We start from the raw sequence: 18,336 nt of genomic DNA, 5'->3' as shown, positions 1-18,336 counted from the left end.
GGAATGACATGGAGAAATATGCCTTCAGGATGAGGCTCAACCCCGGTTGCCGCGATGAGTACAAGAAGCGGCATGACGAGATCTGGCCCGAGCTGGTGACGCTGCTCAAAGAGGCCGGGGTGAGTGACTACTCGATCCATCTCGATGAGGAAACCGGCCTGCTCTTTGGCGTGCTCTGGCGCACCGACGACCACGGGATGGATGCGCTGCCGGGCCTTGAGATCATGCAGAAGTGGTGGGCGCATATGGCGGACATCATGGAAACGAAGCCAGACAACGAGCCGGTGGCGGTGCCGTTGACGCCCGTCTTCCACATGCCATGACTGCGGGCCACATCGCCGTCATCGACGTTGGCAAGACCAACGCCAAGCTGGCGCTGGTCGATCTGGAGAGCCTTGCCGAGGTGGCGGTGCTGACCCGCCCCAACAGGGTGCTGTCCGGCCCGCCCTGGCCGCATTTCGACGTGGAGGGGCATTGGGCGTTTCTGCTGGAGGGGCTGTCACAGTTTCAGGCCGCGCATGGGGTGGATGCGATCTCGGTCACGACCCACGGGGCATCCGCCGCGCTGATCGGGGAGGGCGGCGTGCTGGCCGCGCCGATCCTCGATTACGAGCATGCCGGGCCGGACGGGCTGGCGGCGGAGTATGACGCGATCCGCCCGGATTTTGCCGAAACCGGCGCGCCCCGGCTCGGGACGGGGCTGAACCTCGGCGCCCAGCTGTTCTGGCAGTTCAGCGAAGATCCGGGGCTGAAAGCGCGGGTGCGTCATATCGTGACCTACCCGCAATACTGGGGCTATCGGCTCACCGGGGTTGCTGCCAGCGATATGACCTCGCTGGGCTGCCATACCGACCTGTGGAACCCCTTTACCGGCGCAACATCGAGCCTTGTGGAGCGGCTTGGCATTGCCGGGCTGCTGGCGCCGACGCGGCAGCCGGGGGAGGTGTTGGGTAAGGTCCTGCCGGAGATCGCGGCGCAGACGGGGCTGGCGGCTGACACACCGGTCTATTGCGGCATCCACGACTCCAACGCTTCGCTCTTGGCGCATCTGCTGGCGCGGGAGGCGCCCTTCAGTGTGGTCTCGACCGGCACATGGGTGATCGCCATGGCCATCGGCGGTGCGCCGGTGGCGCTCGATCCGGCGCGCGACACGCTGGTGAACGTGAACGCCTTCGGCGACCCGGTGCCTTCGGCCCGTTTCATGGGGGGGCGGGAGCATGACCTGCTGATGGAGGGGGCGCAGGTGGAACCTTCCGCTGACGAGTGCGACGCGGTCTTGCGGGAGGCGGTGATGCTGCTGCCCGCGGTGGTGCCGGGCAGCGGGCCGTTTCAGGGGCATGAGGCACAGTGGCTGGGAGGCGAGCTGCCCGCAGGCTCGGGCGCCCGGAGTGCGGCGGTGGGTTTTTACCTCGCCCTTGTCACCGACGCCTGCCTGCGGCTGATCGGGCATCGCGGGCCGATCCATGTGGAGGGGCCCTTTGCCCGCAATGCCTGCTATCTCGACATGCTGGCCGCCGCGAGCGAGGCGGAGGTGCATGCGATGACCAGCGCCACCGGCACCAGCGAGGGCGCGGCCCTGTTGCACCCCGGTGTGGACCGCAGCCTGATCGCGGGGCGGCAGGCGAGCGGCGTTCACCACGGAACGGCGGAGATGGCCCGTTATGCGGAGGTTTGGCGCGGGCGGGTCGGCTGAGGCGTCAGCCCACCCACGTCCATATCTACGCGGTTCCCGCTAGCAGCGTCGCGATCTCCACCGGCTGGCCGGTTTCGGCGCTGCGGGTCGCGGCGACGCCTGTGAGGACCGATAGCGCACCGGCGCGGGAGCCGGCGCGCTGGCCTGCGGGGTCGTCCTTTTCGGGCGTGAAGAGCGCGCGGTGCAGCAGCGGGTCGCCGCCGAAGTGGCCGCCCGGCCCATGCTCCACTACGATCCGCTCCACCGAGCGATCGGTACCGAGCACCAAGATCTCATCTTGCCCGGACGGCGCATCGAAGGCCTGCTTTTCATACATGCGCACCTCGATTCGGCCATGGGTGCCGTTGAAGGCGAGGTGGTAGCCCTCAATGGGCATGGCGGCATTAAGCGAGTAGCTCACCTGCACGCCGTTCTCGTATTCGAGGGTGGCCGACATAGTGTCGTAGATGTCAATATCTTCGCGGAACACGCAGCCATCCCGCACGTAGCCGTCCTCTGCCGAGGGCCCCTCGTAGAGCGCATCGAGGTCGGGATTGGCGCTCATGTCCCAGTAGAACCGGCACTCGGCGGCGTGATCACAGCCCTTGCAGCGAATGCCGCGGAACGGGCCGTTGTGGCCGTAGACGTTGAGCGCGCCTTGGGCGAAGACCCGCTTCGGGTCGCTATCGATCCACCAGTTCAACAAGTCGAAATGGTGGGTCGCCTTGTGGACGAAGAGCGAGCCGGAGTTCTTTTTGTAGGCATGCCAGCGGCGGAAGTAGTCGGCGCCGTGGGAGGTGTCGAGATACCAGTGGAAGTCGCAGGAGGTCACCTTGCCGATACGCCCGGAGGCGAGCAGCTCTCGGATTTTGCGCGAGGTCGGTGCGAACCGGTAGTTGAAGGCCACATCCACCCGGCGGCCGGTGCGAGCCTCGGCCTCGACGATGGCGCGCACGTCTTCAGCGGTGGTGGCCATGGGCTTTTCGGTGACCACGTCGATCCCCGCCTCCAGCGCCTTCACGATGATGCCGGCGTGGGTGTCGTCGCGGGTGCAGACGAGCAGGGTGTGCGGCTTGGTGGCGGAGAGCATCTCATCGAGATCGGTCGAGACCTGCGGCTCCCCTGCCGTGCGCCCGCGCGCCACGGCGAGGCGGGCGGCGTTGAGGTCGGACAGGCCGACGAGTTCGATCTCGTCGGCGCAGGTTGCGGGGGCATCGGTGCCCCAGGTACCGGTGCCGCGATGCCCGGTGCCCACGATGGCGACCCGGCGCTTGTTAGTGGCTGAGATCATGCTACTCCTCCCAAAAGTAACTCGCTGGTTACTATGTATGGTCAATCCGGGGTGTCAACGGATATGCTGCGGCAGGAGGGTTTGGCCATGGATCAAACGGCAAAGCCGAAAAAGCGGGAGTGGAACCGCGAGAAGACCACGCGCGACATTCTGGACAGCGCCCGGGTGGAGTTTGTCGAATACGGGCTGGAGGCGGCGCGGATGGATCGCGTGGCCAAGCGGGCCGGGGCCAACAAGCGGCTGATCTACGAATATGTCGGCTCCAAGACCGAGCTTTATACGGCGGTCCTGCTGGAGGCCTATCAGGATATCCGTGCCGCCGAGCGCAAGCTCGATCTGGGCGCGCTGCCACCCTATGACGCGATGGCCAAGCTCGTTGGCTTCACCTTCGACCACTTCCACGCCAACCCGTGGTTTCTGCGGCTTCTGGCGACCGAGAACATCCAGCGCGCCCGATTCGTGGCCGAGATGCCGGAGCTGAAGGAGATGAACTCTCCGATCATCGGGCAGATCCGGCATGTTCTTGCCGAGGGCGAGGCTGCTGGCGTGTTCCGGGGCGGGGTCGATCCGGTTCAGATGTACATCACCATCGCCGGGCTCAGTTACTTCTTCTTCTCGAATATCCACACACTTTCAGTGGTTTTCGATGCCTCGCTCAACTCCGAGGTCGGCCTCGCCGAGCGCCGTGCTCACGCCGTGGACGTGGCGATGAGCTACCTCAGCTTCAAAACAGTTGCCAGAAAGTAACCAGCGAGTTACCTTTTTTCTGCCGGGGTCTGGGAGGGCCCTCCGGCCGGGCTCGGAGGAGGAGCCTGCTCAAAAGAAATTTGGGAGGAAATCATGACACTGAAGATGGATCGTCGCGGATTCGGCCGCCTGATGGGCGGCGGCGCGTCACTCTGGGCGCTGGCCAGCACCGGTGCTCTGGCACAGGCAAACGGCAGCGTGCGCCTGATCTGGTGGGGCAACCCGGAGCGCGACAAGCGCACCAATGCCGTGGTCGAACTCTACGAGGGCGGCGGCATGGGTGAGGTGGTGCCCGAAACCTACGCATGGGGCGACTACTGGCAGAAGCTGGCCACGCAGGCCGCGGGCAACAGCCTGCCCGACGTGCTCCAGATGGACTATCGCTACATCTTCGAATGGGCGCGGCGCGGCCAGCTTGAGCCGCTTGACGGCTACTTCGGCAACGAGATCGACGTGTCGGACTACGACGAGAACCAGCTCAAGGGTGGCATGGTCGACGGCAAGACCTACGGCATCTCGCTGGGCGCCAACTCGATGACCCACGTCTACAACAAGGCCGTGCTCAGCAACATCGGCTACGAGCTGCCCGACAGCACCACGTGGACAACCGAGGACTTTGTGAACATCGGCAAGGAGCTGAAGGATCAGCTGCCCGATGGCATGGCCTTCTCGGAGAACATGGGCAGCCAGGAGCCACGGCTGCAAACTTGGGTCCGGTCGCGCGGCAAGGATCTTTACACCTCCGAAGGCGAGCTCGGCTTCGATGTGCAGGACGTGATCGACTACTTCGTCTACTGGAAGATGATGCAGGACGAGGGGCTGACCCAGCCTGCCGACGTGCAGGCGCAGGACAGCGGCAAGATGGAAGAGCGGATGCATGTGAACGGCAAGTCGCTGTTCGGCTTCATCCATTCCAACCAGCTTGTCGGCAACCAGCAGCTGATGACCGACGAGGTGGATATCGTGATGATCCCCAACGCAGGCGACAGCCCGGGGCATTACATGAAGCCTTCGATGTTCTTCTCGATGTCGGCCAATGCGGGCGACAAGGCGGCTGCGGCGAAGTTCATCAGCTTCTTCGTCAGCGACGAGGGCGCCAACGACATTCTGCTCATCGAGCGTGGTGTGACCGCCGATGCTTCCATCCGCGAGCGCATCACCCCCGGCCTCACCGAGACCGAGCAGAAGATCATCCGTTTCCTCAACATGGTCGACACCCGCGTGGGTGCGCTGCCGCCCCCGCCGCCGGCCAATGCCGGCGAGATCGACCGCGCCCTGCGGCCGGCCTGGGAGTCGGTGGCGTTCGGCCAGGTCACGCCGGAAGAGGGCGCAACCGCCTGGTATGACGACGCCGCGCGTATCCTGAAGCGGTAAACTCCAGTGACCAGTGTCAGCACCAATCCGGGAGGGCGTTCTGCGCCCTCCACCGAGGGAAGGTTTGCCCGTATCTGGCGCCGCAATGGCGCGGGCTACCTGTTTCTCCTGCCATGGCTCGTGGGTTTCCTCGGGCTGACGCTGGGGCCAACGCTGGCCTCGCTCTACCTGTCGTTCACCGATTACGACCTGCTGACCTCGCCGCGCTGGTCAGGGCTTAAGAACTACGAATACGCCGCCTTCTATGACCGCCGCCTCGGCAAGGCGATCGAGGTGACATTCACCTACGTGCTGTGGTCCGTGCCGCTCAAGCTCACGGTCGCGCTCCTGCTGGCCATGGTGCTCGACCGGTCGGTGCGGGGCGTGGCCTTCTACCGTGCCACCTTCTACCTGCCCTCGCTGCTCGGCGCCTCGGTGGCGATCGCCGTGCTCTGGCGCCAGCTCTTTGGTGCGGACGGGCTGATCAACCAACTGCTGTTCTTCGTCACCGGCATTCAGGGCCCGGCCTGGATCACCCACCCCGACTACGCGCTTTCCACGCTGATCGTGCTGGCGATCTGGCAGTTCGGCTCGCCGATGATCATCTTCCTCGCCGGGCTCCGGCAGGTGCCGCAAGACCTCTACGAGGCCGCCTCGATGGATGGAGCCTCGGGCTGGCGGCAGTTCTGGAAAATCACCCTGCCGCTGCTCGCGCCGGTGATCTTCTTCAACCTCGTGCTCCAGACCATCGAAGCCTTCAAGGCCTTCACCCAGGCCTACATCGTCTCCGGCGGTCTCGGCGGGCCGGTGGACAGCACGATGTTCTACTCGCTTTACCTCTACCTCGAGGCCTTCGCCAACTTCCGCATGGGCTATGCCTCTGCGCTGGCTTGGATCCTGCTGGTGATCATCGCGATCTTTACCGCCATCGCCTTCGGCACCTCGAAATACTGGGTCTATTACGAGGATGAGCAGCGATGAAAGCCTTCAACGAAAGCCGCGCCACAAAGGTCCGTCGCCAAGTGCTCCGGCACTTCGTGCTCGGGTTCGCCTCGATCCTCATGATCTACCCACTGCTGTGGATGGTCATGTCGAGCTTCAAGCCCGACGAGCTGATCTTCTCCGACCCGACGGCCCTGCCCACCAGCTTTGACCTGACGAGCTACTTTCAGGGCTGGTTCACCTTTCGGGAGAGTTTCACCACCTTCTACATGAACTCCTTCATCATCGCCTTCTTCGCGGTGGTAGGTAACCTGATGGCCTGCTCGATGACGGCCTATGCCTTCGCGCGGCTGGAATTCCGGGGCCGGAAGATCTGGTTTGTGCTGATGCTTGGCACGCTGATGCTGCCCTATCACGTGACGCTGGTGCCGCAGTATGTGCTCTTCCTCAAGCTCGGCTGGGTCAACACCTTCCTGCCGCTGATCGTGCCGAAGTTTCTTGCCGTCGATGCCTTCTTCATCTTCCTGATGGTCCAGTTCTTCCGCGGCATCCCGCGCGAGATCGACGAGGCGGCGATCATGGATGGCTGCGGGCCGTGGCGGATCTACTGGAAGATCATGCTGCCGCTCTCCACGCCGGTCATGGCCACCGCCGCGATCTTCTCCTTCATCTGGACCTATGACGACTTCCTCGGCCCGCTGATCTACCTGAACGACATGAGCCAATACACCGTGCCGCTGGCGCTCCGGGCCTTTGTCGACAGTTCCGGCGGCGAGAGCCTCTATGGCGAGCTGTTTGCCATGTCCACACTTTCGCTCGTGCCCGTGTTCATCGTCTTCCTCGCCTTCCAGAGGCTCATCATCCGCGGCGTCGCCCTCGGCGCGCTCAAGAGGTAAATCAATGTCTTCAGAGCCCTTCGACTTTGCCGTTGTCGGCATCAACCACAACCACATCTACGGCCAAGTGGATGCGATGCTGGGAGCCGGCTGCCGGTTGACCAAGTTTTACGCCGTGGAAGACGACCTCGCCGCGATCTTCTCGGGCAAGTATCCGCAGGCCGAGCGGGTGGCCGATGAGCAGCAGATCATGGAGGACGAGGCCGTTTTGCTGGTGGTCGGCGCGGGCATTCCGGTGGACCGGGCGCCGATGGCGCTGCGGGCGATGCGGGCGGGCAAGGACGTGATGATCGACAAGCCCGGCTGCACCACCTTCGCGCAGCTGGACGATCTGCGCCGGGTGCAGGCCGAGACCGGGCGCATCTGCTCGATCCTCTATTCCGAGCACTACCGGCAGAAATCTACCGCCCGCGCGCTGGAGCTTGTGCGGGCCGGGGCGATTGGCCGGGTAATCTCCACCACCGGGCTGGGGCCGCATCAGCTGGGCAACAATCCTCGGCCAGACTGGTTCTGGGACCCGTCCCGCAACGGCTCGATCCTGACCGATATCGCCAGCCACCAGTTCGAGCAGTTCCTCTCGATCACCGGGGCCACCGAGGCGCGGATCTTGCACGCGGTGGAGGACAATTTCGACAACCCGGATCACCCCGACTTCCTCGACTACGGCCATGCCGTCGTGGCCGCCGAGGGGGCCACGGGCTTTATCCGGGTGGACTGGTTCACGCCCAACGGCTCGCCTGTCTGGGGGGACGGACGGCTCTTCATCATGGGCACCGAGGGTGTGATTGAGCTGCGCAAGTACATGGATGTGGAGGGCCGCGCAGGAGATAACCACCTGTTCCTGACCGACGCAAAGGGCACGCACTACATCGACGCCTCCGATACCGAGCTGACCTATGGCGCGAAGCTGCGGGACGATGTGCGCAACCGGACCGATACCGCCATGACGCAGAAGCACTGCTTCCTCGCGATGGAGCTTGCCTTGCAGGCCCATGCGATGGCCGAGCGGGTCGGCGGCAGCCGTCCGGCTGGAGGTGCGGCATGAGCAAGCGTCTGCGCGTCGGCATCGTCGGCTCCGGTATCGGCCGCAGCCATGCCGAAGGATACGGTGAGTTTCCCGACCTCTACGAGGTGGTGGCGCTGGCCGACATCTCGCCCGAGCGACAAAACAAGGTGGCCGACATGTTCGGCATCCCCGAACGCCCGGACAGCATGGAAGCGCTTTACGATCTCGGCCTCGACCTGATCGACATCTGCACGCCCTCGGGCCTGCATTTCGATCAGGCCACGGCGGCGATGGAAGCTGGCTTTGACGTGGTGATCGAAAAGCCCGTCGCCCGCTCGCTGGCGGAATGCGATGCGCTTATCGCCACGGCGGAAAAAACCGGCAAGCGAGCCTGCCCGATCTTCCAGTATCGCTTCGGCCACGGGCTCCAAAAGCTGCATCATCTGGTGGGCAAGGGGCTGGCTGGCCGCCCCTCCGTGGCCACCGCCGAAACTCATTGGTATCGCGGTGAAACCTACTACTCCCGCGCCTCGTGGCGCGGCACGTGGGATGGCGAGACGGGTGGCTGCTTTACCACCCATGCGATCCACATTCACGACATCCTCTGCGAGGTGCTCGGCCCGATCAAATCGGTCAACGCCCGCACCTCGCGCCGGGTGAACGGCAACGAGACCGAGGACATGGGGCTGCTGAGTCTCGAGTTCGAGAGCGGGGCCATGGCCTCTTCGTCGGTCACGCTCGGCTCGCGCGAGGAGATGTCGCGTCTGCGGTTCTGCTTTGATGATCTTGCCGCCGAGAGCGGACGCCGCCCTTATCACCCCGATCACGACCCCTGGACCTTTCCGCATGACGACCCGGAGGCCACGGCGAAGATCGAGGCCGCACTGGAGGATTTCGAGCCTCTGCCCGAGCGGTTCGAAGGCCAATTCTACCGGATGCACGCGGCGCTGACGCAAGGCACCGAGCTGCCCGTCACTCTAGCCGACGCGCGCCGCTCCATCGAGCTGCTCACGGCGGCCTATTGGTCTGCCCGCAGCGGCGAGAGCGTTTCCCTGCCCATCGGGGCAGATCACCCCTTCTATAACGGCTGGCTCGACACGATGAAGAAAGACACCGCACATGGCTGAACTGGAGCTTCAGAACGTCATCAAGGAATTCGGCGGCCTGCGGGTGATCCATGGGATCGACCTGAAGGTGGAAGACGGCGAGTTCGTGGTTTTCGTCGGCCCCTCGGGCTGCGGCAAGTCCACCCTGCTGCGCATGATCGCGGGACTTGAGGAGATTTCGGGCGGCGATGTGTTGATCGATGGCGCCGTGGTCAACGAGATGCCCGCTGCCAAGCGCGAGTTGGCGATGGTGTTCCAGTCCTACGCGCTCTACCCGCATATGTCGGTGCGCAAGAACCTCGCCTTCGGGCTTGAAACCATGAAGGTGCCGAAGGCGGAGATCGAGCAGAAGGTGCAGGAGGCGGCCGACATCCTCCAGATCAACGAGTTGCTCGAGCGCAAGCCCGGCCAGCTCTCGGGCGGGCAGCGCCAGCGGGTCGCGATTGGCCGGGCCATCGTACGCGAGCCGCAGATCTTCCTCTTCGACGAGCCGCTCTCCAACCTCGATGCCGAGCTGCGGATGCAGATGCGCGTCGAGATCAACCGCCTCCACCGCCGCCTCGGGGCGACGATGATCTTCGTGACCCACGATCAGGTCGAGGCGATGACGCTGGCCGACAAGATCGTGGTGCTGCGCAAGGGGCTGATCGAGCAGGTCGGCACGCCGCTGGAGCTTTATAACACGCCTGCCAACGTGTTCGTCGCGGGTTTCCTCGGCAGCCCCCGTATGAACTTTCTGCCCGGCACGATCACCTCGGTCAGCGGCACCAGTGCCACGATCGAGCTGGAAGGCGGGCACAGTCTTACGACTGAAATCCCCAACCCGCCTGCGCAAGGCGAGGTGGTGACGCTCGGCATCCGCCCCGAGAGCCTCGTTCCCGTGCCCGAGGCTGAGGCGGTGCTTTCGGGCGAAGTGCAGATCGCCGAGCAGCTCGGCGGTGAAACCTATGTCTACGTGGCCCTCCCCCACGGCGGCACCGTGACGGTCGAGATCAAGGGCCAGGCCCGCGTCGAGGCCGGGGACAAGCTCTTCCTCGGGTTCGAGGGCGGCAAGTTCCACATCTTCGGTGCCGATGAAAAAGTCATCCGTCACGCCTGAGGGCGGGCGGCAAGAGAGGTTTGAAATGACTGAAAAACGTATCGGCATCATCATGCATGGTGTCACCGGGCGCATGGGCTACAACCAGCACCTCGTCCGCTCCGTGAAGGCGATCATGGAAGATGGCGGCGTGGTGCTGAAGGATGGCACCCGCCTCATGCCCGACCCGATCATCGTGGGCCGCAACGCTACCAAGATCGAGCGGCTGGCGAAGGAGGAGGGCATCGAGCGCTGGTCGGATGATCTGGATGCCTGCTTGGCAAACTCTGATGACACGCTGTTCTTCGACGCGGGCACCACGCAGATGCGGGGCGGGCTGCTGCGCAAGGCGATCGAGGCGGGCAAGGCGGTGTACTGCGAAAAGCCAACCTCGGACGATCTGGGCGAGGCGCTCGCCGTGGCCAAGCTGGCCCGCGAGAAAGGCATCAAGAACGGCGTGGTGCAAGACAAGCTCTTCCTTCCCGGCATCATGAAGCTAAAGGGCCTGATTGATAGCGGCTTTTTCGGGCGCATCCTCTCGGTGCGCGGCGAGTTCGGCTATTGGGTCTTCGAGGGTGACTGGCGCGAGGCGCAGCGGCCCTCGTGGAACTATCGCAAAGACGACGGCGGCGGGATCATCCTCGATATGCTCTGCCACTGGCGCTACGTGCTCGACCATACCTTCGGCGCGGTGAAGAGCGTGAGCTGCCTCGGGGCCACCCATATCCCCGACCGCTGGGATGAGAACGGCGATCACTACACGGCGGATGCCGATGATGCCGCCTATGCCACCTTCGAGTTGGAGGGCGGGATCATCGCGCAGGTCAACTCCTCGTGGTGCACCCGCGTGCAGCGCGACGATCTGGTTACCTTCCATGTCGATGGCACACACGGCTCTGCCGTGGCGGGCCTCACGAGTTGCGTGTCGCAGCACCGGGTCAACACGCCCAAGCCGGTCTGGAACCCCGATGTGCCCAACCCGCTGGATTTCTACAAAAACTGGGACGAGGTGCCGACCACGCAGATCTTCACCAACGGCTTCCGTGCGCAGTGGGAGATGTTCCTGCGGCACGTCGCCGAGGATGCGCCCTGGGAGTTTGACTTGATGGCAGGCGCGCGCGGCGTGCAGCTGGCGCAGCTGGGCTTGCAAAGCTGGGCCGAGCGGCGCTGGCTCGACGTGCCGGATCTGGTGGCCTGAGATGGCGGGCCTCATCCTCCCCGGCCCGGAGGGGCTTGCCCCCTACACCCCCGGCGCGGCGTCCGACTTCGCCGCGCCGGGGGTGCCGATGACCCGCATCGCCTTTGCCGCCGCCCATGTCGTTGCCGACCCGCTGGCCGACGTGGACCCGTGGCTCACCCCGGCCATCGACTGGGAGGCGACGCTGGCCTACCGCCACCACCTTTGGGAGCACGGCTTTGCCGTGGCCGAGGCGATGGACACCGCGCAGCGCGGCATGGGGCTGGGCTGGGAGGAGGCGCAGGAGCTGATCCGCCGCTCGGTGGCCGAGGCCAGGGGCGTGCCGGGGGCATCGGTGTTCTCTGGCGTGGGCACCGATCATCTGGTCCCATCGCCCGAGCTTGGCATCGACGCGATCATCGCCGCCTACCTCGAACAGCTTGCGGCGGTTCAGGGGGCCGGGGGCCGGGTGATCCTGATGGCCAGCCGGGCGCTGGCGGCGGCGGCGCAATCCGCCGAGGATTACGCCCGCGTCTATGCTGCAGTGCTAGCCGAGGCGACCGAGCCCGTCATCATCCACTGGCTGGGGGATATGTTCGACCCGGCCCTCGCAGGCTACTGGGGCTCGGATGATATTCCGACCGCAATGAACACCTGCCTCGCGATCCTCAAGGAGAATGCGGGCAAGATTGACGGCATCAAGATCAGCCTGCTCTCCAAGGAAGCCGAGATCGACATGCGCCGCCGTTTGCCCGACGGGGTGCGGATGTATACCGGCGATGATTTCAACTATGCCGAGCTGATCGAGGGGGACGAGCACGGCTATTCCGACGCGCTCCTTGGTATCTTCGATGCCATCGCCCCGGCGGCCTCTGCGGCGCTCAAGCACCTCGCGGCGGGCAATGCCGACCGCTTCAATGAGATCCTTGCCCCCACCGTTCCGCTCTCGCGCCATATCTTCAAGGCGCCCACGCGGTTTTACAAAACAGGCGTGGTTTTTCTGGCCTGGCTCAACGGCCACCAGAGCCATTTCACCATGGTTGGCGGGCAGGAGAGCACCCGCTCGACGCTGCATCTGGCAGAGCTGTTCCGGCTGGCCGACAAGGCTGGCCTGCTGACCGACCCGGACCGTGCCTCTGCCCGCATGGCGGACCTGATGCGCACGCGCGGGGTGGCCTGATGCCCGATATCTCGCAACTCTCGATCAACACCGCCACCGTGCGGGCGCGCTACAGCCTGCCGGAGATTCTGGAGGCGGTGGCCCGCAACGGCATTCCCGCCGTCTCGCCGTGGCGCGACCAGATTGCCGAGACCGGGCTGGCGGAGACCTCCCGCCAGATCCGCGACCTCGGGCTGAAGGTCTCCGGCGTCTGCCGGGGCGGAATGTTTCCGGCCAGCACGCCAGAGGGCCTCGCCGCCGCGCTTGAAGACAACCGCCGCGCCGTGGATGAGGCAGCCGAGTTGAACGCCGACTGCCTCGTGCTGGTCTGCGGCGGCTTGCCCGAAGGCTCGCGCGACCTTGCCGCCGCCCGGGTGCAGGTGCGCGATGGGATCGCGGCACTGAACGACTATGCCCGCCCCGCCGGGGTGAAGCTCGCCATCGAGCCGCTGCACCCGATGTATTGCGGCGACCGCTCGGTTGTCAGCACGCTCGGGCAAGCGCTCGACCTCTGCGACGAGATCGGCGGCGGCATCGGCGTGGCGGCGGATATCTATCACATCTGGTGGGACCCGGAGCTGGAAGCCCAGATCGCGCGGGCCGGGAAGGACCGCCTCCACGCCTGGCACATCTGCGATTTCAAGCGGGAGACCAAAGACCTGCTGCTTGATCGCGGGATGATGGGCGATGGCTTGGCCGATATCGCCATGGTCCGCGGCTGGGTCGAGGCGCAGGGCTACACAGGCTTCCATGAGGTCGAGATCTTCTCGAAGGACGATTGGTGGACCCGCGACATCGACGAGGTTTTGCAAACCTGCATCGCTAGGCACCGCGAGGTGTGTTGAACCGCCCGCGCCCGCTGTCACGCCCGGCGTGAGCTATTGGGTCTTCTTATAGCAAGGATCGGCCCAAAGTATTTGCGCTATAGGCAAAACCTGTCACAACACCGGCACTCCCGCATGACGAGCAGAGGCCAGCCGCGATGAATTTTCTCGAAGACGACTATCAGGACATCCGCGAAGGCGTGCAGGCGCTCTGTGCGCAGTTCTCGCCCGAGTATCACCGCAAGGTGGACGAGCAGAAGGCCTACCCGGAGGACTTTGTCGAGGCGCTCACCCGGGAGGGCTGGATGGCGGCGCTGATCCCCGAAGAGTATGGCGGCTCCGGCCTCGGGCTGACGGAAGCCTCGGTTATCATGGAAGAAATCAACCGCGCAGGGGGCAACTCGGGCGCCTGCCACGGCCAGATGTACAATATGAACACGCTTGTCAGGCACGGCTCCGAGGAGCAGCGCCAGCGTATCCTGCCCAAGCTGGCCTCGGGCGAGTTGCGGCTGCAAAGCATGGGCGTGACCGAGCCGACCACCGGCACCGACACGACCCAGCTAAAGACCACGGCCGTGAAAAAGGGCGACCGCTACGTGATCAACGGCCAGAAGGTCTGGATCAGCCGTGTTCAACACTCCGACCTGATGATCCTGCTCGCCCGCACCACGCCGCTGGCGGAGGTGAGCAAGAAGTCGGAGGGCATGTCGATCTTTTTGGTCGATATCAAGGAGGCGATGAAGGGCGGCATGGAAGTGAAGCCCATCGCCAATATGGTCAACCACGAGACCAACGAGCTCTTCTTCGACAACCTTGAAATCCCCGAGGAAAACCTGATCGGGGAGGAGGGCAAGGGTTTCAAATATATCCTCACCGGCCTCAATGCCGAGCGCACGCTGATCGCCGCCGAGTGCATTGGTGACGGCTACTGGTTCACCGACAAGGTGACCGCCTATGTGAACGAACGGAAGGTCTTTGGCCGGCCCATCGGCCAGAACCAGGGTGTGCAGTTCCCGATCGCAGAGGCCTTCATCGAGGTCGAGGCGGCCAACCTGATGCGCTGGAAGGCCTGCGCGCTTTATGATGCCGGCAAGCCCTGCGGCGCCGAGGCCAACATGTCCAAGTATCTCGCTGCCAAGGCGAGCTGGGAGGCCGCCAACGCCTGCATCCAGTTTCATGGCGGGTTCGGCTTTGCCAACGAGTATGATGTCGAGCGCAAGTTCCGCGAGACCCGGCTCTACCAAGTGGCGCCGATCTCGACCAACCTGATCCTAAGCTACGTGGCCGAGCATATCCTCGGCATGCCACGCTCGTTCTGACCCTGCCGGGAGCGCCCATGGACATTCGCAACCTGCGTTACTTTCTGGCCATTGCCGAGGCGCCCTCGCTCTCGGTGGCCTCGCAGGTGCTGGGCGTGGCGCAGCCCTCGCTCTCGCAGAATGTGCAGAAGATGGAGGAGGAGCTGGGCGTCAGGCTGCTCGACCGCTCCCCGCGCGGCATCCGGCTGACCGAGGAGGGGCGGGTGCTGCACGCCCACGCCAAGCGCATCTGCGCCGACATGGAGCGCTGCGTGCAGGACTTGCGCGACCTCAGCGAAACGGTGAGCGGCACCGTCTCCTTCGGCATGCCGCCCTCGGCCTCGATGGTCCTCTCCGTTCCGCTGGCCGAGACCATCCGGCTCGAGTATCCCGACATCCGCCTGAAAGTGGTGGAGGCAATCAGCGGCTACCTGACCCCGTGGCTCGATGACGGCACGGTGGATATGGCGCTGATCTACGACATGAAGGATATCGAAAAATACGAGGGAACCCATGTCATCGACGAGGAGCTCTATTTCTACTCCGCGCCCGATGCCTGGCCCTTCAAGCAGCCGCCCGACCAGCCGATCCCCTTCAGCGCGCTGAGCGGGGTCGACATGATCCTGCCGACCAGCGGGCTGCGCAACACCATCCGGCGCTACGAAGAGGCCCATGACGTGGCGCTGAACGTGGTGATCGAGATGGACGCGATGCAGCAGATCATCGAGCTGGTGGCGCGCGGCTCGGGCTATGCGATCTTTGCCCCCGCCGCGACGCAGAAGCAGGTGGAGCGGGGCGAGCTTTTGCAGGTGCCGATCTGCCAGCCGGTGATGACCCGCCCGGTGCAGCTTGTGCACCACCCCGAACGGGTTTCTACCCGCGCCGGACGCACGGTGGAGGAGGTGACCCTGCGGATCATCCGCGAGTTGGTGGCGCGAGGGCTGTGGCAGGGCAGGGTGGTCTGACCGCGCCCATCCGGCCACCGGGCCGATGGCTCAGCTGAACCGCGCCTCGGCCTTCATCGCAAGGTGGCCCTCGGGCGTGCAGGCCCAGGCCTCTGTCAGGCCATCATTCTGGCTCAGGTAGATGCCGAAGTCGGCGGTATCGAACAGCGGGCTGACGGCCCGAAAGCTGAAGCTCTCCATCCGCCCTTCCGATTTGCGGCGGGCGAAATCGGCGAGGAAAGTGGCGGTCAGCGGTCCGTGGAAGACGAGGTCCGGGTAGCCCTCCACCTCGCGGCAATAGGGCCGGTCGTAGTGAATGCGGTGGCCGTTGAAGGTGAGCGCCGAGTAGCGGAAGAGCATGACGATGGAGGGCTGCACCACCTCCTGCTCGGTGAACGCCTCGGGCGCAGGGGCGGGGGCGGGCTTGGGCTGACCGGGCGCGGGATCTTCGCGGTAGACGATATCATGCTCCTCGCGCCAGAGGGTCTCACCGCCCTGAAGGTAGCGGTGCTCGACGGTGACAAAGCAGAGCCTGCCGCTGCGGCCTTCCTTCTGTGCGACCTTCAGGATTTCGGAGCGTTTTTGCACCGCCTCGCCAATCCGCAGATCACCGGGAAACTCGAAGCGCCCGCCCGCCCACATGCGGCGCGGCAGGTCCACCGGGGGCAAAAAGCCGCCCTTCTTGGGGTGGCCGTCGCGCCCGAGCTGGTCCAGCGGGGCGGGCTGGTGAAAGTAGAGCCAGTTCCACAGCGGCGGCAGCACATCGCCGGTCTGGAGCGGCGCGCTGTGGGGCAGGATGCTCTGCATCAGCCGGGCCGGGCGCAGATCGAGCGTGTCTTCCGCCGTCTCGGTGCGGCCAACCCAGCTTTCGAGTGCGGGGGCGGTGTCTGTCATGTAGGGGCGCCTTCCGGTCAGATTGCGGCTGCGTTTTGCCTAGCTGCTCATGCCGGAACGTCATAGTCAAAACCACGAATGGGCAATGATGCGATAGGCGCGGCCAATGCCGGCAATCCTGCGTGGCTATTCCCCCGCCCCGGAGCCTGCTGCAAAGATTGCCCGCGCCCGGTGCTTCAGGCAGAACACGGGCCAGTTTGCCCGTGCCGGGCATGCGGATGGTGACACCAGGGAGACTGACATGACAAAAGATCTCGAGGGCCTGCTGGTCGTCTCCATCGAGCAGGCGGTGGCCGCGCCCTACCTCACGGGCCGTCTGGCCGAGGCAGGGGCGCGTGTGATCAAGATCGAGCGCGAGGAGGGCGATTTTGCCCGCGCCTACGATCATCTGGTGCATGGCGAGAGCGCCTATTTCGTCTGGCTGAACCGGGGCAAGGAATCCATCTGCCTCGATCTGCGGGCGGAGGCCGACAGGGCGGTGCTGGAGGTAATGATCGCCAAGGCGGACGTGTTCGTGCAAAACCTCGCCCCCGGCGCCATCGACCGGCTGGGCTATGCGCCGGAGACCCTGCGTGCGGCCAACCCCCGGCTGATCACCGTGTCGATCTCGGGCTATGGCGACGAGGGGCCCTATGCGAAGTTGAAGGCCTATGACCTGCTGGTGCAGGCCGAGAGCGGCCTTTCTGCCATCACCGGCAACGAGGCGGGATCGGCCCGTGTGGGGGTGTCTGTCTGCGATATTGCCTGCGGGATGACGGCGCATCAGGCGGTGCTGCAGGCACTGATCGGGCGCGGCATCACCGGCAAGGGGCGGCACATCGCGGTGAGCCTCTTCCATGCCCTGACTGACTGGATGAACGTGCCCTATCTGCAATACGCCTATGGCGGGAAAGAGCCCGCGCGGAACGGCCTCAGCCACCCGACGATCGCGCCCTACGGCGCCTTTGCCGGGTCCGATGACAAGCTGGTGCTGCTCTCGATCCAGAACGAGCGCGAATGGGTTAAGTTTTGCGAAGGCGTGCTGGAGCGGCCAGAGATCGCGACCGACCCGAAGTTTTCCAGCAATTCCGCGCGCGTGGCGAACCGGGCAGAGCTGGATGCGCTCATTTGCGAGATCTTTGCCGAGCAGCCGCGCGACGCCCTGTCAGACAAGCTGCACGCGGCGGGCATCGCCAATGGGCGCGTAAGCACGATGGAGGATCTCGCTCGCCATCCGCAAAACCGCTACGTCGAGGTCGAAACGCCTACAGGCCCTGTGCGGCTCTTGTCGCCGGGCGCACTGGCGGACGGGCAGGTGCCGGAGTTCGGGCCGGTGCCCGCGCTGGGCGAGCACACGGCGGCGCTGCGGGCAGAGTTTGGCGAGAGCGCCTGACGGGCGCCTAGCGCAGCCCGTCGCGGGCAAGGGCCACCACGAGGCGACCAACGGCGGCGGTGCGGGCGGCGGCCACGGTGGAAGCGGTCAGCTCACCCTGAATCGGCGCCTCCACGGCAAAGCCACGGGCAACCTCGCGGCCCTGATCCTCAGGTGCCACGTAATACTGCCCGGCCACGCGGAAGGTGCCACGCCGTGTGGCATGAAAATCTTCCACCCGCACGTCGATCCGCGCATCCGCCGGGTCGCGGAAGGGCCAGGGCTCGGGCGCAACGACACGGCCGGTGACAACGCCCAACTCCCGCGCGAGTTGGAGCGTCATGGCGCGGGCCGGTTCATCGGACCAGAGCGCGCCCAGCGGCACCAGCGTGCCGCCTTCTGCGGCGACCATGATCTCTTCGGTGGTGGCATAGGTGGGCATGGTGACCAGCACCACCTCGACGCTGCCATAGCGAATGCCAACACGCTCGCTGGGCGGTGCGGGGGCGACCTGCCCGCCGGGGGCCACGCGGATATCGTCTCCGGAGCAGGCGGTAAGGGCGAGGGCGGCCAGCAGGGCGAGCAAACGGGGCATGGG

General features: G+C 65.1%; 18 protein-coding genes. 15 read left to right on the top strand and 3 right to left on the bottom strand.

Annotation, left to right across the window (positions count from 1 at the left end; all coding sequences use genetic code 11):
- The first annotated feature begins 8 nt into the window (after positions 1-8).
- Both rhaM and KUV38_RS12380 read left to right on the top strand, forming a co-directional pair.
- Positions 9-323 carry an L-rhamnose mutarotase gene (gene rhaM, locus KUV38_RS12385; protein WP_222470342.1) on the top strand — a complete coding sequence of 105 codons (315 nt, stop codon included), beginning with the start codon at positions 9-11 and terminating at the stop codon, positions 321-323.
- Positions 320-1,693, top strand: coding sequence for an FGGY-family carbohydrate kinase (locus KUV38_RS12380; RefSeq protein ID WP_222470341.1), 1,374 nt, complete (start codon positions 320-322; stop codon positions 1,691-1,693). Before rhaM ends, KUV38_RS12380 begins: the two co-directional genes overlap by 4 nt.
- 25 nt (positions 1,694-1,718) lie before the next feature.
- On the opposite strand, the gene KUV38_RS12375 is transcribed toward KUV38_RS12380, so the two are convergent.
- Positions 1,719-2,963 carry a Gfo/Idh/MocA family oxidoreductase gene (locus tag KUV38_RS12375; protein ID WP_222470340.1) on the bottom strand — a complete coding sequence of 415 codons (1,245 nt, stop codon included), beginning with the start codon at positions 2,961-2,963 and terminating at the stop codon, positions 1,719-1,721.
- A gap of 87 nt (positions 2,964-3,050) precedes the next feature.
- On the opposite strand from KUV38_RS12375, the gene KUV38_RS12370 reads away from it, so the two are divergent.
- From KUV38_RS12370 to KUV38_RS12315, 12 genes are all read left to right on the top strand, one after another.
- Entirely contained in the window at positions 3,051-3,710 is a 660-nt protein-coding gene (locus tag KUV38_RS12370; protein WP_222470339.1) for a TetR/AcrR family transcriptional regulator, read from the top strand.
- 93 nt (positions 3,711-3,803) lie between these two features.
- Positions 3,804-5,084: an ABC transporter substrate-binding protein gene (locus tag KUV38_RS12365; protein ID WP_222470338.1), complete on the top strand. Its 1,281-nt coding sequence runs from the start codon at positions 3,804-3,806 to the stop codon at positions 5,082-5,084.
- Positions 5,085-5,090: 6 nt separating this feature from the next.
- Positions 5,091-6,044: a sugar ABC transporter permease gene (locus KUV38_RS12360; protein WP_315898467.1), complete on the top strand. Its 954-nt coding sequence runs from the start codon at positions 5,091-5,093 to the stop codon at positions 6,042-6,044.
- Positions 6,041-6,901 (top strand): carbohydrate ABC transporter permease, encoded by an 861-nt coding sequence (locus tag KUV38_RS12355; protein ID WP_222470337.1) that lies wholly within the window; start codon positions 6,041-6,043, stop codon positions 6,899-6,901. The genes KUV38_RS12360 and KUV38_RS12355 overlap by 4 nt, the downstream gene beginning before the upstream one ends.
- 4 nt (positions 6,902-6,905) lie before the next feature.
- Positions 6,906-7,946, top strand: a complete 1,041-nt coding sequence (locus KUV38_RS12350; RefSeq protein ID WP_222470336.1) for a Gfo/Idh/MocA family protein — start codon at positions 6,906-6,908, stop codon at positions 7,944-7,946.
- On the top strand, positions 7,943-9,034 hold the full coding sequence (locus KUV38_RS12345) for a Gfo/Idh/MocA family protein (RefSeq protein WP_222470335.1): 1,092 nt from the start codon (positions 7,943-7,945) through the stop codon (positions 9,032-9,034). The genes KUV38_RS12350 and KUV38_RS12345 overlap by 4 nt, the downstream gene beginning before the upstream one ends.
- On the top strand, positions 9,027-10,112 hold the full coding sequence (locus KUV38_RS12340) for an ABC transporter ATP-binding protein (protein ID WP_222470334.1): 1,086 nt from the start codon (positions 9,027-9,029) through the stop codon (positions 10,110-10,112). Before KUV38_RS12345 ends, KUV38_RS12340 begins: the two co-directional genes overlap by 8 nt.
- Positions 10,113-10,137: 25 nt before the next feature.
- Positions 10,138-11,289, top strand: a complete 1,152-nt coding sequence (locus KUV38_RS12335) for a Gfo/Idh/MocA family protein (RefSeq protein ID WP_222470333.1) — start codon at positions 10,138-10,140, stop codon at positions 11,287-11,289.
- 1 nt (position 11,290) lies between these two features.
- The gene (locus tag KUV38_RS12330) at positions 11,291-12,448 is read left to right on the top strand and encodes a dihydrodipicolinate synthase family protein (RefSeq protein WP_222470332.1); all 1,158 of its coding nucleotides are present in this window, start codon (positions 11,291-11,293) and stop codon (positions 12,446-12,448) included.
- A complete protein-coding gene (locus KUV38_RS12325) occupies positions 12,448-13,272 on the top strand; it encodes a sugar phosphate isomerase/epimerase family protein (protein WP_222470331.1) in 825 nt (274 codons plus the stop codon). The genes KUV38_RS12330 and KUV38_RS12325 overlap by 1 nt, the downstream gene beginning before the upstream one ends.
- Before the next feature lie 137 nt (positions 13,273-13,409).
- Positions 13,410-14,570: an acyl-CoA dehydrogenase family protein gene (locus KUV38_RS12320; protein ID WP_222470330.1), complete on the top strand. Its 1,161-nt coding sequence runs from the start codon at positions 13,410-13,412 to the stop codon at positions 14,568-14,570.
- A 17-nt stretch (positions 14,571-14,587) separates the two neighbouring features.
- Positions 14,588-15,514: a LysR family transcriptional regulator gene (locus KUV38_RS12315; RefSeq protein ID WP_222470329.1), complete on the top strand. Its 927-nt coding sequence runs from the start codon at positions 14,588-14,590 to the stop codon at positions 15,512-15,514.
- A 30-nt stretch (positions 15,515-15,544) separates the two neighbouring features.
- On the opposite strand, the gene KUV38_RS12310 is transcribed toward KUV38_RS12315, so the two are convergent.
- On the bottom strand, positions 15,545-16,387 hold the full coding sequence (locus tag KUV38_RS12310; RefSeq protein ID WP_222470328.1) for a MaoC family dehydratase N-terminal domain-containing protein: 843 nt from the start codon (positions 16,385-16,387) through the stop codon (positions 15,545-15,547).
- 241 nt (positions 16,388-16,628) lie between these two features.
- On the opposite strand from KUV38_RS12310, the gene KUV38_RS12305 reads away from it, so the two are divergent.
- On the top strand, positions 16,629-17,759 hold the full coding sequence (locus KUV38_RS12305; RefSeq protein WP_222470327.1) for a CaiB/BaiF CoA transferase family protein: 1,131 nt from the start codon (positions 16,629-16,631) through the stop codon (positions 17,757-17,759).
- A 7-nt stretch (positions 17,760-17,766) separates the two neighbouring features.
- On the opposite strand, the gene KUV38_RS12300 is transcribed toward KUV38_RS12305, so the two are convergent.
- Complete coding sequence (locus tag KUV38_RS12300; RefSeq protein ID WP_222470326.1) at positions 17,767-18,333, bottom strand: membrane integrity-associated transporter subunit PqiC; 567 nt, start codon at positions 18,331-18,333, stop codon at positions 17,767-17,769.
- Positions 18,334-18,336: the final 3 nt, after the last annotated feature.

The sequence above is a fragment of the Vannielia litorea genome, from assembly GCF_019801175.1.
In the GTDB taxonomy this organism is placed as follows: domain Bacteria; phylum Pseudomonadota; class Alphaproteobacteria; order Rhodobacterales; family Rhodobacteraceae; genus Vannielia; species Vannielia litorea_B.
This window is presented reverse-complemented; position numbering and strand designations above follow the sequence as displayed.